Annotated in this window: 9 protein-coding genes; 3 read left to right on the top strand and 6 right to left on the bottom strand. The window is 49.9% G+C overall.

Translation table 11 applies throughout. From position 1 onward, the window contains the following. The first annotated feature begins 25 nt into the window (after positions 1–25). From ACMA1I_RS18015 to ACMA1I_RS18005, 3 genes are all read left to right on the top strand, one after another. Positions 26–754, top strand: a complete 729-nt coding sequence (locus ACMA1I_RS18015; RefSeq protein ID WP_337069825.1) for a DUF4197 domain-containing protein — start codon at positions 26–28, stop codon at positions 752–754. A gap of 147 nt (positions 755–901) precedes the next feature. Beyond that, positions 902–2,182 (top strand): erythromycin esterase family protein, encoded by a 1,281-nt coding sequence (locus ACMA1I_RS18010; protein ID WP_337069824.1) that lies wholly within the window; start codon positions 902–904, stop codon positions 2,180–2,182. Positions 2,183–2,699: 517 nt separating this feature from the next. Beyond that, positions 2,700–5,630 (top strand): two-component regulator propeller domain-containing protein, encoded by a 2,931-nt coding sequence (locus ACMA1I_RS18005; RefSeq protein WP_337069823.1) that lies wholly within the window; start codon positions 2,700–2,702, stop codon positions 5,628–5,630. Between the two features lie 449 nt (positions 5,631–6,079). Here ACMA1I_RS18005 and ACMA1I_RS18000 read toward each other — a convergent pair whose 3' ends face one another. From ACMA1I_RS18000 to ACMA1I_RS17975, 6 genes are all read right to left on the bottom strand, one after another. Further along, complete coding sequence (locus ACMA1I_RS18000; RefSeq protein ID WP_337069822.1) at positions 6,080–6,970, bottom strand: glycoside hydrolase family 16 protein; 891 nt, start codon at positions 6,968–6,970, stop codon at positions 6,080–6,082. Positions 6,971–7,005: 35 nt separating this feature from the next. Next, positions 7,006–9,369 (bottom strand): glycoside hydrolase family 3 N-terminal domain-containing protein, encoded by a 2,364-nt coding sequence (locus ACMA1I_RS17995; protein WP_337069821.1) that lies wholly within the window; start codon positions 9,367–9,369, stop codon positions 7,006–7,008. A 138-nt stretch (positions 9,370–9,507) separates the two neighbouring features. Next, the gene (locus tag ACMA1I_RS17990; protein ID WP_337069820.1) at positions 9,508–10,386 is read right to left on the bottom strand and encodes a glycoside hydrolase family 16 protein; all 879 of its coding nucleotides are present in this window, start codon (positions 10,384–10,386) and stop codon (positions 9,508–9,510) included. 806 nt (positions 10,387–11,192) lie between these two features. Continuing rightward, positions 11,193–12,596, bottom strand: a complete 1,404-nt coding sequence (locus ACMA1I_RS17985) for a PKD domain-containing protein (protein ID WP_337069819.1) — start codon at positions 12,594–12,596, stop codon at positions 11,193–11,195. 14 nt (positions 12,597–12,610) lie between these two features. Further along, entirely contained in the window at positions 12,611–14,110 is a 1,500-nt protein-coding gene (locus tag ACMA1I_RS17980; protein WP_337069818.1) for a RagB/SusD family nutrient uptake outer membrane protein, read from the bottom strand. Positions 14,111–14,129: 19 nt separating this feature from the next. Beyond that, positions 14,130–17,279, bottom strand: coding sequence for a TonB-dependent receptor (locus ACMA1I_RS17975; RefSeq protein ID WP_337069817.1), 3,150 nt, complete (start codon positions 17,277–17,279; stop codon positions 14,130–14,132). Between the last annotated feature and the right edge of the window lie 137 nt (positions 17,280–17,416).

The following is a 17,416-nucleotide window of genomic DNA, read 5'->3' as shown; positions in this document are numbered from 1 at the left end:
AGCTCAACATAAGTTCTTCTAAGATATGAGAAAAATTGTTTATTCTTGTTTTTTTGCCCTTGCACTTGGTGCTTCGGCCTGTACTGTAGCCGATATTCAGCGCACTATGGATGGTGTGATGGCCGGTACTGGCGGAGCCCTAACCCGTGAAGAAGTAGCCTCAGGCCTGCGGCAGGCGCTGGAGGTTGGTATCCGAAATGGCTCGGGCCAGGCCTCGCAGGAAGATGGCTACTATAAAAATCCCTTAATCCGAATTCCTTTTCCGGAGGATGTGCAGCGCGTGGAGAACACACTGCGGCAGGTGGGGCTGGGCAAGGAAGTAGATAAGTTTATTCTGACGCTGAACCGAGGAGCGGAGGATGCGGCTAAAAGCGCGGTGCCTATTTTTGTATCGGCTATCAAGCAAATGACCATACAGGATGCCTGGGCCATTTTAAAAGGCGAGAAAGACGCGGCCACGCAATACCTGATCCGTACCACTTCGCCGCAGGTGCGCGATGCTTTTTTGCCTATCGTGCAGAAATCGCTGGAAAAAACAAATGCCACCCGCTACTACACCGACATTGTAACACAATACAACAAAATCCCACTGGTACAGAAAGCTAACCCCGAGCTGGACCAATACGCAACTCAAAAAGCTATGGACGGACTTTTTATGCTGATTGCGCAGGAGGAGGCCAATATCCGTGAAAATCCGATGGCGCGAACCACCGATCTTTTGAAACGCGTGTTCACAAAAGAAAATCAATCCTGAAATAACATAGGTTTACCCATGCAGGCCCCCGCTTTACTACAAAAGTAGAGCGGGGGCTTTTGTTTTACAGAACCTTACGGCACAAAAAAAGTACAATACAGCAAAATTTTCGGAACCAGGCAAACTGCATGCTTAAGGTAAATAACTATGGCAAAGGCACCGTTTAAGTACACCACCATATCCAAAGAAAAAGATTTGGATGTATTGCTAGAGGAGGTAGGAGACGCACGTATCGTTATGCTGGGCGAGGCTTCGCATGGTACTTCGGAGTACTACACCTGGCGCACCGCCATTACCAGGCGATTGGTTGTGGAAAAAGGATTCCAGTTTATTGCTGTAGAAGGAGACTGGCCGGAATGCTACGCCTTGAATCGTTTTATTAAGGGCTACGAAAAATCGGGCTCCAAAATTGCCGATGTGCTGCAGGTATACCGGCGCTGGCCAACCTGGATGTGGGCCAACTGGGAGGTAGCTGCGCTGGTGGAGTGGGCGAAAGACTTTAACCACCTGCGCAACCTAAAGGAGAAGGTAGGCTTTTATGGGCTCGATGTATATAGTTTGTGGGAGTCGCTGGAGCAAGTGATGCATTTTTTGAACCAGCAAGACGGCCAGGCTGCAGAGGCAGCCCGACAAGCCATCCGCTGTTTTGAGCCTTATAACCGCGATCCGCAGCACTATGCCCAGGCTACTGCCTTTGTACCTACCGACTGCGAGCACGAGGTGGTGGAAATGCTGCAGCGGCTCACCCGAAAGCCAAATTTCCCGAATGATCAGGAGAATGCCTTCAACGCTGAGCAAAATGCATTGGTAGCTGTTAATGCCGAAAGATATTATCGTGCCATGATTCAGGGTGGGCCTACCTCCTGGAATGTGCGCGACAACCATATGATGGAAACCCTGGACCGGCTGCTGGAGCTGCATGGCCCCGACTCTAAAGCCATTGTTTGGGAGCATAACACGCATATCGGCGATGCCCGGGCCACTGATATGGCCAGCGAAGGCATGGTGAACATAGGCCAGCTGGCGCGAGAGAAATACGGGCATGACCAGGTTAAACTGGTTGGTTTTGGGAGCTACCAGGGTACCGTTATAGCAGGAAAAGCTTGGGGAGCGCCGATGCAGAAAATGGAAGTTCCGCCTGCCAAACCTGGCAGTTGGGAGGCCCTGCTGCACACGATAAGCGACGAAGACAAAATTATTTTATCGAAGGATCTGCACGAGGTGCCGGAGTTGCGCAAGCCGATGCCGCACCGGGCTATTGGGGTGGTGTACGATCCAAAGTTTGAGCAGTTCGGCAATTATGTTCCTTCTAAAATACAAGACCGTTACGATGCCTTTGTTTATTTTGATGAGAGCGAGGCCGTGCACCCGCTTCACTTAAAAATAAAAAATGCCCAGGAGCCGGAGCTCTACCCGTGGAATTACTAAACCTGCCGCCGGGTTTAAATTCTTTTAATGAAAAAGGCCTTTCGGAGGCTTTCTAAAGATTTTAGATACTAGGGATTAGATCTTATTATATGTTTTGGAAGTTGCAGAAGGTATACCTGCTCCTTCCAGAACAACTTTCCAGTAAACAACCACCAATCATTCAAATTCTTCTAATGAAACCGGCCTTCCAGAGGTATATGCGAGTTTGTTGCACCTAGGACGTTTCTATTTTTCATCGCCCCCATTTACATCAGCTCAAGGCTGCTCCCGACAAGTAATAAGGCAGATAGCTCTAAAATTATCTTCCTCAGCATCTCCCCAATCAGCTTTCCTGAATCCCTTCCTGTGGCATTACATTCCACACTAATCCATCATTAAGCTGATTATTTTTGAAGTTTTCAACTTCTTAAACTAACGAACATTTATTATATTTAAGGAGGCGTGACGCTTTGCCGTTGCCGCGAAAAAATAAACTTATTTGGATGATTTAATGGCATCCAATCATACTTTTAGATTTGTGAAGAAGCATTTACTTGTTCTTTTCTTTTTCTGCTTGCAGGTATCGCTATGGGCGCAGGTAAAAAACGAAGGCATTCCTACTATCCGGAATTATACGCAAAAAGATTACAGGGCCGCCTCGCAGAACTGGGCCATTGTGCAGGACCACAGGGGGGTAATGTATTTCGGGAACAATGCCGGAATATTAGAGTTTGATGGCAGCAACTGGAACATTATAGCGCTTACCAACAAAACCAATGTCCGCTCGCTGGCAATCGACAAAAAAGGCCGGATTTATGTAGGCGGCCAGGACGATTTTGGCTATTTGGTGCCCGATAAGCAGGGGCTCCTGACTTTTGTATCGCTGAAGTCGCAGATTGAGGAGAAATACCAGAACTTCGACGATGTCTGGAAAATATACCCAGCCAGCGATGGCGTATATTTCTGCACTGTTTCGGCCATTTATTTTCTTCAAAACGATAAAATAAAGGTATACCAAGTACCAGCAGATAAAAGTGAGGTCGCCTTTTTTGTGCAGGAAAAGCTGTATGTTCCGGTGCTCGGCAAAGGCATTTATGAGCTGAAGCAGGAGCAGATGGTGCTTATCCCGAACAGCGAAGCGTTTAGCCAGCACGTGATAACGGCTATGATACCTGCCGCAGAAAACAAAGTGCTACTGGTAACGGAGCAGGAAGGCATGTTTCTGTACGACGGCTATAGTCATTTTGAGAGCTGGGGAGCAGAAGTAAAGAACTTTTTGGCCAAGGCTAAAGTAGGCACAGCCATTGCCTTGTCAGAAGGTTACGCCATTGGCACCTCACACGACGGACTCTTGCTGATCGATAATAACGGGTTGCCGCGCCAACACCTCAACCGTGATAAGGGACTTCAAAACAACACCATCCGGAGCGTGTACCAAGATAATGCCGGCAACTTATGGCTCGGGCTCAACAACGGCATCGATTATGTAGAAATAAACTCTCCTTTCACGCTTTTTAATATCAAAAACGGATTGCCAGGCACAGCCTATGCCTCTCTTATGGACAAAGACAGGCTTTACCTGGGCACCAGCGATGGCCTTTACTACAAAACCTGGTCTAACTCCGAAAGTCCTTTGCAGCCCTCTACTTTCCGGCTGGTAGAAAATTCACAGGGGCAGGTATACAACTTGCAGAAATTAGCAGGCCACCTGCTGTTGTCGCACCACAACGGCGCTTATGAAATTATAAATGGGCAGGCAGTTAAGTTAGCTGAGCATCGTGGCGCCTGGCTGTTTCTGCCGCTCAAGGCCCATCCGGGCTACCTTATTTGCGGTACCTACTCAGGGCTCTACTTGTACAAACTGGTTGGCGGGCAGGTGCAGTACCAGGGTAAGATGACAGGGTTCAACGAATCGTCGCGGGTAATAGAAGAGGATGAGGAAGGCAACCTGTGGGTGGCACATGGCTATAAGGGCGTTTATAAAATCAGGCTGGATCCCGAGCTCAGAAAAGTGCAGCAGGTTAATTTTTACAACGAGGAGCATGGCTTCCCTTCCAACCTCTTTATTAATACTTTTAAAATTGGAGGGAAGCTGGTATTTGCCGGGGAGCGGGGCGTTTTTGTCTACAATAAAGCTACTGACCGGTTTGTGCCGCACGAAGAGTTTAGCCGACTTTTTAATGCCAATGTGCATGTGCGTAAACTGGTGGAAGATCAGAACAGCAATATCTGGTTTTCGGCTGGAAATGAAATGGGCATGCTGCGAAAACAGGCTAACGGGAGTTACGAAGTCGAGAAAAATGCTTTTAATAAAATGAACGGCAAGTTAGTTGGAGGCTTTGAGCACATTGCCTACTACGACCGTTCAAATGTGCTTTTCGGCACCGATGAGGGCTTTGTACATTACCACCCTTCATTTCTGCAGACCAGTAATGTAGACCATGTTTTTTACTCACTTATCCGCAGGGTGGAGGCATCGGCAGAGGCCGCCGACTCGTTGGTGTATGCTGGTGCCTTCTCAAACAACGGGTATGTAACGGTGGGGCAGTCGGAGGAGGACATACCGGAGCTTCCTTACAGTTTTAATTCGCTTAAGTTTACATTTGGCGCCATATCGTACAACGATGTAGAAGACATGCAGTACCAGTATTTTCTGGAGGGGCATGATAAAAACTGGTCGCCCTGGGGTAGAGCACTGCAAAAAGAATATACCAACCTAAAGGAAGGCAACTATATTTTTCATGTGCGGGCACGAGATATTTATAACCAGGAAAGTACAGCGGCCATGTATCAGTTTAAAGTGTCGCCGCCCTGGTACAGGTCTATTCTGGCGTATGCTTTCTACGGCCTGCTAGGGCTTGGCTTGCTGGGCCTGACTAAGCAACAGGTTGGCCGGCACATTAACAAAACAAAAATGAAGCTGGAGCTGGAACAGGCAAAGGCCCTGCGCCTGCAGGAGGCCCAGCACGCTGAAGAGGTGCTGAAGGCAGAAAAGGAAATTATAAAGCTGAGCAACGACAAACTGGAGAATGAACTGAACCTGAAAAACAAGGAATTAGCTTCTTCGGCCTTGCATGTTATGCATAGCCTCGAGACCATCGAAAAAGTAAGGTTTCAGCTGCAGGACGTGATAGACCACGTTAACGACCGCGATGCCCTGCACCAGTTGCGCAAAGTGCTGAAGTCGGTGGAGGAGGAGATTAAGTTTGAAAATAACTGGGAGCAGTTCGAGCTGCACTTCAACCAGATTCACGAAGATTTCCTGAAGCGCCTCCGCGATGACTACCCCGAACTCACTCACCGCGACATTAAACTCTGCGCCTACCTGCGCATGAACCTATCGAGCAAGGAAATGGCTTCGCTGCTCAACCTCTCATTGCGTGGGATCGAGACCAGCCGTTACCGCATCCGCAAAAAAATGAACCTTGAGCAGGAAGTAAACTTAACTGAGTTTATACTGAAGTATTGAGGTGGGATATGGTTTCAACCCTAAAATAAAAACAGCCTTCGAAGTTTCCTAAGGCTGTTTTTATTAGGATAATTTGTTCGTGTGGTAGAAGATAGGGCCAAAATTTCATACATAGCACCGCTTCTTGTCATCCTGAAAGGATCTTGTGGGCGAGAGGCAGCAGCACTAACTACTGGCTTTGTAGTCTAAGTTCGCATAGCTGCTGCTAAGGTGTTAGCTGTAGTCAATTGTTTTATTGCTGAATTTCTTGTTCTTTTTGTCTTGATACAAAAAGAACCAAAAAAATCAAGACCCGCCAAATCGAGGGCCCCTACCCCCACTCGCTGAACGCTCGAACAGTGCCGGCTCATTAAGTGCACCTGGCAAAGGTTTTTGCGCTGTAGCAATGGTGGTAATTTCCCACTTAGCTAAGGCCATAGTTGAAGCTTCTTTAGCAGTTTGATGTTTTATTAAGAATCCTCCTCCGGCAGTTTATAAACGCGGGCATAATCCACGAGCATTTGCTGTGGGAAGGTGGTGGTGCTGTCGGGGTTGCCGCCAAAGTCGCCGCCTACTGCCAGGTTCAGAATCAGGTAGAAACGGCTGTTGTACGGGTAATGCTCCGGGGCAATGGTGGCAGGTGTTACTTCATAAAACTGCTGCCCATCTACATACCACCTGATCAGATCTTTGCTCCAGGTAATGGAAAAGATGTGGAAGTCGTCGCTGAAGGTGCCGGTGGGCAGGTCAAATTCGCCGCTGATATTTTTATTGCCGGGCCAGGTGGTGCCGTAGTGGATGGTGCCGAGTACCTGGTTTGGAGTTTTACCGCGGAGTTCCATAATGTCCAGTTCGCCGCTTTTGGGCCAGCCACCATACACATCGTCGGTGGGCATCATCCAGATGGCGGGCCATATGCCTTGGCCTGATGGTAGCTTGGCTCTTACCTCTATTTTGCCAAACTGCCAGTCGCCTTTGCCTTTGGTGCGGAGGCGGGCAGAGGTGTAGCCTGCCTCCCGTAACTGCTCTTTTTTTGCTTCTATCACCAATAAGCCATCTTTTGTGAAGGCATTAGCGGCACTGTTGGTGTAGGCTTGTAGTTCGTTGTTGTGCCACTTGTCGCCTACTTCCATTTCCCATTTGGTGGTGTCGAGAGAGGGGCTATCGAACTCATCGCTCCAAACCAGTTTAGAAAATGCTTCGGGTGTAGGTGCCGTGGGTGGCTGGGCCGTTGCAGGGGTTGTAGCTGCTGAGCCAGCCGAACCGGTTGGAAGACCTGAGGTACAGCCAAGACATAGGTACCCTAGAAGGGCAAAAGCGTAAAATGGCTTCGGAAGGGCAATTCTATTAGAATAATTCATAAGGCTACCTGATTAAACTATTGAACTTGCTGTTGCTATTCTGTTAAAGTAAATTTCTTCACCAGTTCGCCAATCCGGATTTCAAACTCACCTGCCTCCACTACTTTTTTGCCGTGCCGGTTGGTATAAGCAAGGTCATCAGGGGTGAGGGTGAAGGTAAGGGTCTGGCTCTGACCGGGCTGCAGGTCTATCTTCTCGAAGCGGCGCAGCCTTTTCACATCAGGAGTGATGTCGGAGGCGTAGAGGTCGGAGGTGTAGAGGTGCACGGTTTCTTTGCCTGCTACTTTGCCTGTGTTGCTAACCTCCACGGTAACGGTTAGCTGCTCGTTTTTCCGGAGCTGCTGCTTGTTCATCTGTAGGTTGCTGTACCGGAAGGTAGTGTAGCTAAGGCCGTGGCCAAAAGGAAACTGTGGGTTAAAATCGGCTTCGTAGTTGTACACACCTTCGGCTTTGGTCTGCTCCTCGGAGCTTTTGTGGATGTAAGAGATGGTGGCGTTGGGATAGCGGGGGTAAGTGTAGGGTAGCTTTCCTGATGGGTTGACATCGCCAAAAAGTACGTCGGCTGCGGCATTGCCTCCGAAATTACCAGGCTGGTATAGCTGCACAATGGCCCGCATCTGCTGCTCAATTTTGCTGATAATGCGCGGCCGGCCTTCGCTTAGCACCAGCACCACCGGTTTGCCCGTGGCAGCCATTTTGCGCGCCAGCTCCGTCTGCAACTCCGACAGGTAAAGGTCGTTCAGGTCGCCGGGTTTTTCGGTGGAGGTGTTTTCGCCGAAGCAAAGAAGGATAACGTCTGCGTTACGGGCAGCCGCTACAGCTTCGTCGAGTTGGTCGGCTGCTTCTTCGTAGTATTTGCCGCCTTGTTTGTAGCTCACGCCGGGCACATAGGTTACGTTGCCGGCTCCGATTTTCTGCTGCACGGCCTCCAGAATGGTGTTGTATTTTTCGGCAAACTCATCTACTTTGTCGCCTTGCCAGGAGTAGGTCCAGGCGCCATTGAGGGTGCGCATGTTGTTGGCATTAGGGCCGGTAACGAATACTTTGCTGTTCTTCTGCAGCGGCAAGGTTTGCTGCTCGTTCTTGAGCAGGGTAACAGACTCGGCCGCCATCTGGTAAGCAGCCTCTTCAAACTCTTTGCTTCCAAACTTGGGGTAATCTTTTGGATTGGTAGTGGGTTTCTCGAAGAGGTTAAGCGCGAACTTTACCCGCAGAATCCGGCGTACGGCATCGTCCACACGTTCCTGCTTTACCTTGCCTTCTTTTACCAGCTCCACCAGCCCCTGGCAAAAAGGCTCGTACTGGTACGGAATCATAGACATGTCTACGCCGGCGTTAATGGCCAGCATAATGGCTTCTTTATCGGAGGTGGCAATTCTGTCGCGGCGGTGAAGGTTCTCTATGTCTGCCCAATCGGTTACAACCAGTCCTTTAAAGCCCAGCTCCTCCTTCAGTAGTTTGGTGAGCAGGTCGTGGTTAGCGTGCACGGGTACGCCGTTTATGATGCCTGAATTTACCATCAGGGTATGGGAACCAGCGGCTACAGCTGCTTTAAAAGATGGTAAATGGTACTCCCGCAGCGCCTCCTCCGACAGGTAAGTGGGCGTTCGGTCTTTGCCGGATGTCGGAACCTGGTAACCGAGGAAGTGCTTCATGTTAGAGGCCACATGCTCCGGCTGGCCAATGTCGTTTTTCTCTCCTTCGTAACCTTTTATCATCGCCACACCCAACTCTGCTGCCAGGTAAGGGTCTTCACCAAACGATTCAAACTGGCGCGGGAATCGCGGATCAGAGCCAAGGTCGAGCACCGGGGAGAAGGTCCAGGGGATGGAGCTGGCGCGGGTTTCGTAAGCTGTAATCTCGGCTCCGCGTCTTACTAAAGCCCGGTTGCGGCTGGCAGCCTGGCCGATCTGCTGCGGAAACATGGTAGCGCCGGCGGTGTAGGTAGCCCCATGAATTTCATCTACTCCGTAAATTACCGGTATTTTCAGTCGCGTTCCCTTCATCGCCACTTCCTGAATTTCAGAAATGACCTGGTACCACTTCTGCGGCGTGAGTGCGCGGTTATTGGCCGTGTTTAGTACAGAGCCGATTTTATAGTCTACGAGTGCCTTTTTTAGTTCTGCTTTGTCGAGAGAGAGTGGTTCGAAACTGGAATAGCGGTTTTCGCCTTTCCCGATAACATCTAAAGTAATCTGCGCCATCTGGCCCACTTTTTCTTCGAGAGTCATCTGGCGGAGTAGTGCATCTACTTTCTGCTCAATTTCTGAAGCTGTGGGAGCCACATAGGCTGCTGTTGCCCGCTTGGTAGCTACTGATTGTGTTTTTCGCTGGGCTTGACAAGCTGTTAGAGTTAGAGAGAAAAGTAGTGCAGTAAAGGCTACGTTCTTTAGTGTCATGATTTTTAAATTTTGGTGTTGGAGCTAACTGCTTTTTTGGCCATAAGAGTGCCGGGACACCAGCAAAGGTTGGTGCCGCAGGATGTCAAGTGCAGTTGTGATTTTGTTTAAAGCTGCGTCTGGATTTTCAGGGAATGATTATTTCTCTACCATTTTATACACCCGCACATAGTCTACTTCCATGGTTTGCGGGTAAATGTCGGGGTCTACGCCTTGTGCGCCACCCCAATCGCCACCCACGGCAATGTTGAGCAGCAAGTGAAAGCGCTTATCGAAGGGCCACACGCTGTAGCCTTTGCCCTCGTTTCGGAATTCGAACACCAGCAAATCATCCATGTAGCCACGCACGGCATAGGGTGTCCAATCGAGGCGGTAGATGTGAAAGTCGGTACTGGCCGTGGGAATAACCTTGGTAGCTGTTTTCTGGGTGCCGATGCTGTGGTGGTAGGCCTCGGTGTGCACGCTCATGTGTACTTTGTTCTGGTCGTAGCCCACGTGTTCCATAATATCAATTTCGCCGGACTTTGGCCAGTTCCCGTAGGCCCAGTCGGTGGGAAGCATCCAGATGGCGGGCCAGGTGCCTTTGCCGGTGGGGAGTTTGGCTTTTATTTCGAAACGGCCATACAAAAAGTCGCCTTTGTTGCGGGTAACCAGTCTGGCAGAGGTGTAGTCTTTGCCATCTTTGCTCTCTTTCCGGGCCGTAATGGTGAGCTTGCCATCGGCTATGCTGGCGTTGCTGGCGCTGTTGGTGTAGTACTGCAGTTCGTTGTTGCCCCAGCCACTGCCACCAATGTCGTAATCCCATTTATTTGGGTCGGGTAAGCCGTTGTAGGTGAACTCATCGGCCCAAACAGGCGTGGTCTCAAATTTCCAGTTCAGGTCTTGTGGCGGTTTGGGTGCTGTAATAACGGGTCTGGGCGTTTCGGAGCCGGAGCAGCCAGTGCACAACAGGAACACCCAGCACTTTATCAGGAGGGCTAGTGGCATTTTAGGGATCAGGTTAGTATCAGAAATCATGTGTCTTAGCTTTTGGGCTCTGTTCGTGTGGTGTAGGCCTCGGTTGTTTTTTGCTGAAATTCCGCTGGAAAGCCTTTTTCATTAGAATAATTTAATTGTGCGATAGCCGACGGTTATTTATCTCTTCTTCCACTGCTATCCTGCTTTTGTCATCCTGGAAGGATTTTGTGGGTGAGATCCTTTAGCAATAGCTACTTGCGGTTTGGTTCAAGTTCGCATAGTTGCTGCTTAACAATTCATCAGGCTGAAGCTATTGCATAGCTGGCTTTCTTGTTCTTTTTGTCTTGATACAAAAAGAACCAAAAAAATCAAGACGATTTTGAACTCGCTGAACGCTCAGACAAAAAATCGTCAGTAGGTGCACATGGCAAAGGTGTCCGCCCTGTTGCAGCCGTAAGGGCAATAAGCAATTATTTATTAATGTTAAGCACTAAGGATATTCAGTTTGAATTTATGCTTCATCTCAACAAACTAATTTGCTGTAGCTAAGGCTCGTAGTACAAATCCCAGTTCTTGGGTTGAGCGCCTTTGCAGGTTTCCGGTGCCGCGGGAGCGGCAGCCCGCTTGCGGGCAGGAAAGATGCAGCAGCGCGATGCCCGAGAACGAGGTCCCGCGGCCTTGAGCGCTAAGACTTCTACAATGTAACAGTAAAGCCCTATGGCACCGCAATCAGCAGTTGCTATAAATGTTGGAACCAATTTATTTGGACCTCTCTAACCTAAGGGCGTAGAGCTATGCTGCTCCATTAGAACAGCAGGAGGACTTAGTGAGAGAGGCTCTTGCTCCCTCACTAAGCATTTCCTGTTTTAAGGTTCCAACCTGAAATCGTCGATAAAGAAGATGCCTGGAATGTAGTTGCCTTCTCCGCCAATCTGAATCAACACCCGATCGAAGTCGGTGCGGGAGGCATGTTGGCTGAAGTCGAAGGTGAGTTCTACCCACTTATCGAGTACGGTTACGGTTTGCTTTACTTCGGCCTGGTTTTCCCAGGGCTGCGAAGAGGTGCCATCCTGCAGCTTCATCGATACTTGTTTCAGCAGGGTTTTTATAGCCCAGTCTTCACCTGCCGCCGATACAAAATCGTTGTAGCTTGGCATAAATACTTTTAATTTGAAGACGTTGCGCTGGCGCAGGTCCATTTTATAATCGAGGTCTATGAACAGGTTTGCGAAGGCAAATGGTTGCCCTTCCTGTTTTACATACATGGCAACTTTGGGCGAAGTGTTAATTGGTAGTGGCGCGGGGTTATCGTAGCTTTCCATTAAGGTGAGCGCGTCTTTTTTCCACTCCACATTGCCTGGCTCATCGAAGTTGTCATCCATATTTTCGATTTTATAAGGCTTCTCAATTACCTCAACAGGTGGCGTAAAGCCTTCCGGCACGAGTACGTAATTTCGAACGCCGCTACCGCCACAGCAGGTTTTCTGAATATGGAGTCGATTTTCGGTAAGCTCTATAACTTCATAAACGCCTTCTTTATCGTCCCAGGCAATGGTTTGGCTGTTGCTAAGTGAAAGCATGGTTTTGCCGTTTTCTTCGTAAAGGCTCCATACACTGGCAGGAGGAGTGGAAGGTTGTGGCACGCATTGGTTTTCGGCTCCATCCAGTATGCCCCACATGGCGCCTCCGCTCTGGTTCTCAAATCGGAAACCATCTAACCGAAACACATATTTATCGTCTTTCATGCAGTCGTTCTGGTCGGCCAGCGTCTGGTTCCACCACGAAGAAGGCGCATCTGCCGGGCCTCCAAAGTTCATTGGGCCTACCGGGTCGAACACCCAAGTTTTGCCTGCTGTATTACTGGCTCCTCCTGTCAGGGCATTATAATCGGGGCGGTCGAGCATGGCAAAATTGGTTTCGGCAATACGCACGGTTTGGGTGTTGGAGGCAAAGCCATCTTTTGTGAATACGGTGAGCTTAACGGTATATTCACCTTCTAGTGCATAGGAGCCGTTTACCTGGTTCCCTTCGGCGGTAGAGCCATTACCCAGATCCCAGATGGCTTTAAAAGCGCCTGGTGTCTCGTTGCGGAACTGGATGATGTTAGGATTGGTGCTGCTCGGGGTGGCTATTATTTTTACCATGTCGGAGCCTGGTGCAGGACCGAGTTCGTACTCAGACTCGTTGGGAGAGCAGGCTGCTACAAAACCGATAAGCCACGCAAAGGCCATGTAGGAGCAGATTCGGTGCACTGGTATTTTATAGTTCATAGGATTGATGCTGTTTAATAACCTTGGTTTTGTTTAAGCGTGCCTTTGGTAATGTCGATCTCCTGCTGCGGAATAGGCAGTACCTCGTGCTTGTTTGCCTGGAAGCCCAGTGGCCCTAATACAGCAGCGGCTCTGCCTGTTCGTATCAGGTCGAAGAAACGGTGGCCTTCGGTAGCAAGCTCTAGCTGGCGCTCCCGGTAAATGTTCTCGATGGAGGCAGGCACAGAGGGTAGTCCTACACGGCTCCTAACGGCATCGAGCAGGTCTTTGGCTCTGCCTGCATCGCCACCGCCACGTACCAGCGCTTCCGCCTCCAGCAAATAGGTGTCGGCGAGGCGTATCTCAATTTCGTTTATAGGCCAGTTCAGCTCCGGGTTACCGGCACCTGTATGGCGGTAATCTTTAAGCGGCGCATACTTCCGGATAAAGTAATTGGTGTTCTGGTAACGCTCGTTGTAGGTGGCACCAGCTGCCCGCATGGCATTGCCATCTATAATGGTGTGTTCAAATCGTGGGTCGCCTTGCATGGCGTTTACCAGGTCTAGTGAGATAGGTGCAAATCCCCAACCGGAGGCAAAAGTAGGTCCGTTGTAGCCATCAGGACCTACATACTGTGGCGCTACGTTACCTTCTCCACCGTTCACCCAAGTCCAATCGCCCCAGGAGGCCAGGTTAGAATGAGGTATTTCCAGAATAGACTCCAAATGGAATTTGTTTGCCGGATCGAAGATATCGCCGTAGTTCTGCAGCAGTTGGTAAGTCCCGGAGGTGTTGACCTCGTTGAACAAGCCTGCCGCTTCTGCCAGTCTCGCATTGTTGTTTTGGTACAAAATCACTTTGCCCAACATGGCGGTGGCAGCCCCTTTTGTTAGGCGGCCTTTCTCGGCGGTAGGCAGCGTAGAAGGTAAGGCAACCCGCGCTTCTGTCAGGTCCTTTTCGATCTGTGCATATACATCGGCAGGAGCAGATTGTGTCTGGCTATAGAGTTCGCTGGTCGGAATGGCTGTTGTAATGAGAGGTACATTGCCGAAAAAGCGCATCAGGTCAAAGTAAAAGTAGGCTCTCAGGGCTTTGGCTTCGGCTGCTACCCGCGTGCTGAAGGCAGGGTCAAGGCCAGTGGCTCCTTCGAGCTTCGATAGCAGCAGGTTGGCTCTGTAAACACCTGAAAAGTTTTTTTGCCACAGCCCAACCGAAGGAGTAATAAACGGATCGATGGTGAAGTTGTCCCAACGTACCCAGGTTGGCTGGTCGGAGGCATCGGAGCCACCGGCATGGGCTTCGTCTGAGGCTACGCTAAGTAGTGGCATTTTCATGGTGTAGCCACCGCTGGTGCCCCACTGCATTACATCGTATACGGCTATCAGGCCCTGGTACACCTGTTCTTCTGTTTTGTAAAAGTTATCTTCCAGTTCGGTGCCTCTTGGCTGCAGTTCCAGAAAGTCTTTGTCGCAGGCGCTGAAAAAAGCTAAACTGGTGGCAAGCAGCGAGGGGTAAAGAATATGTTTCAGTTTCATGTGTGTAGCAGTTTAGAGATTAAAAGCCAAGATTTACACCAACCATATAAGAGCGGGCCTGCGGATATATTCCCCGGTCTACGCCAAAACTGCCACCACCAATTTCTGGGTCGAAGCCGGTGTAGTTGGTGAAGGTGAAGAGGTTGTTGCCAGTTACATAGAAGCGTACTTTGTTCAGGCCGGCTTTGCTAATCAGGTCCTGTGGCAGCGAATAACCTAGTTGTAATATTTTGATCCTGAAGTAAGAGCCATCTTCTACATAAAAGTCGGAGCTGCGGCTAAAGTTCTGGTTCGGGTCGTTTATGGCCAGCCTGGGGAAGGTGTTAGAGGTGCCTTCTCCGGTCCAGCGGCCAAGGGCTTCGGTGGTCCAGTTAGCACCTTGCAGGTCGTAACGGCGAATGGCTTTAAACACATCGTTGCCTGCTATACCCTGTCCGAAAACCACCATGTCCAGTCCTTTCCATTTGGCAGAGAAGGTAAAGCCGTAGGTCCAGTCGGGGGTAGGGTTGCCGATCATGGTGCGGTCGTCGTTGTCGATTACACCATCGTTGTTGGTGTCTACTCTCCTGAAATCTCCGGGGCGGGCATTGGGCTGGAGCTGCTGTCCTTCACCGTTCACATAGGTGGCTACTTCTTCTGCATTCTGGAAAATACCATCGTTCTGGAAGCCATAAAAGAAGCCTACCGGACGGCCTACCTCGGTGCGGGTAAATACCTCACCCGATGGACCAAAAACCTGCCCGTTCAGAAATTCCTTGTCTTCGCCCAAAAAGGTCACTTCGTTTTTCAGGTAAGACGCATTCCCACTGATGTCGAACTTAAAGTCTCCAATTGTTTTGCCGTAGCTGAGCTCTACTTCGTAGCCTCTGTTCTCCATGTCGGCAATATTGCCTACCGGGCCATTGTTGCCTGCGTACCACGGAATGGCAATGTCGAGCAACATGCCTGTGGTTTTCTTGTTGTAAATGTCGAAGGTCAGGTAAAAATCGTGGAACAGAGTGGCCTCGAAACCAAAGTTGGCTTGTGAGGTTTCTTCCCAGCGCAGATCAGGGTTAGAAAGCGCGTTGGGGCTAACACCGTTTATGAGCCTGGCATCGGTGCCGTAGCCCAGGGTGTAGTAGCGGCCACCACTCACTGTAGGCAGGTATCGAAAGTCGCCAATCTGGTTGTTGCCGTTCACCCCCCACGATCCACGGATTTTCAGGAAGTTCACCGCGTTGTTCTCAGGGAAAAAGCTTTCGCGGGAGGCAACCCAACCTACCGAGACAGAAGGGAAAACACCGTATTTGTTGTTAGAGCCAAAGCGGGAAGAGCCGTCGCGGCGCACAATGCCGGTGAAGAGGTAACGTTCGTCGTAATTATAAATAACCCGGCCAAAAAGTGAGGCCAGCGTTTCCTGGTATTCGCTGCCGGAAAACAACTGGTTTTCGTTGGCTACCGGAAAGGCCAGGGAGGCCTCTTCTAAGTTTGTAGCCGGTATGCCCGATTTGGTACCGCCCTGTTGCTCGCCATAGTTGCGCTGTGCAGAGGTACCTGCCAGAACCGTTAAATTATGCAGCCCAAAGGAGCGGGTATAGGAGGCGGTGTTTTCGAGTAGCCAGAACATACCGCGGTTGGCATTGCGGGTATAGTCGTTGAGCGTATTATTAAAAGTGCCACTCAGGTAATACACTGGCGCAAAGCTCTGGTCGCCCCAAAAGGCCAGATCTACGCCCATGCTGGAGCGTAATTTTAGTCCTTCCAGAGGTTCAATCTCCGCAAACACGTTGCCTACTATTTTATCGGACCAGCCTTTGTTCTGTGCCACGGCCAGTGCTGCCACCGGGTTCAGAATTTCAGAAAATACATATTGCGAAATACCATAAGGACGGCCCATTGCATCGCGCACCACCGGCTGATCTGTAAAAGGAGGTGCATTCAGGCGGGAGGGATCTGTTTCGATAACCGGGGTAATAGGGTCCATGTTAATGGCGCGGTTAAGCGGAGATCCCCATTCGCTGTTTGGCTCTACCCCAATGGTGGAGGTGCGGGTGTAGCCCAGATTGTTGCCAAAGGTAATAGCCTTGGTTATTTTGTGTGAAGAATTCAGCCTCACCGTAAATCGCTCATATTTGGAGTTGTCGGGTGCTACAATACCCTCCTGATTCCAGTAGCCAAAGGAGGCATAGAAGGTCGATTTATCGCTGCCTCCCGATACGCTCAGTTCATGGTTTTGAATGGGAGAGTTGTTGCTGAAAACGGCATCCTGCCAATCGGTTCCCTGCCCTATAGCAGACGGGTTCTGAAAACGGATAGGGCCACCACCTGCTGCACTGGCTTCGTTGTAGAGCGTAGCATACTCACGGGCATTTAAAAGATCGAGTCTGCGCCAGGGAGCTTGGGTCCCCAAAAAGCCATTATAGTTCACCGCCATTTGCCCGCTCTTGCCTTTTTTAGTGGTTACTATAATTACTCCATTAGCAGCACGTGCACCGTAAATAGCAGCAGAGGCAGCATCTTTTAGAACTTCAATAGACTCTATGTCGGCCTGGCTCAGGTAATCGATGCCACCACCTATCTGCACACCATCTACTATATAAAGCGGATCGCTGTTGTTAATGGTAGTAGTACCACGCACCCTTACGGTAGAGGCTGCCCCCGGCTGACCTGAATTTTGAGTTATGGTAAGGCCAGACGTCCTGCCCTGCAGCGCCTGTTCCACCCTGGTGATGGGCATATTCTCAAGGTCGGATGAGCTTACACTGGAGATTGCTCCTGTTACAACGCTCTTCTTCTGCACACCATAGCCTACCACTACTACTTCTTCCAGCGAATTGGCATTCAGGCTTAAGACTATATTCACTGTGCCCTGGCCCGGTGCCACGCGCACTTCTTTGGTCTGGTAACCCAGGTAAGAAATGATAAGCGTACCTCCTTCATCGGGAATGGTGAGGGAGTAAGTTCCATCCAGGTCGGTCGTGGTACCGGTTGTGGTGCCTTTTAAACCTACACTGGCACCAATAAGAGGCTCGCCGGCCGGCCCTGTAATAGTTCCTGATACGGGTGCAGCAGGCAGGTTTGCGCTTATAGAGGGAGCCAAAGCCCAATTGGACCCTGCAAGGGCAATAGCTGGCAAACAGACGGCCGCCGAAATTGCACAATTGATTGCTAAGTAAAAGTATTTTTTCATATCATCTCTAAAAGTTAATAAGCTTGTTATGTAAGAGAAAGCTAAATGCTTGAGAAGGAGCTATAGTATCTGGATAAAAATTATAACTAATGTTAGTTAATATTCACCATATTAAAGAACATCTTTTGATTTATTTT

The organism is Pontibacter sp. 13R65, assembly GCF_047525655.1.
In the GTDB taxonomy this organism is placed as follows: Bacteria; Bacteroidota; Bacteroidia; order Cytophagales; family Hymenobacteraceae; genus Pontibacter.
This window is presented reverse-complemented; position numbering and strand designations above follow the sequence as displayed.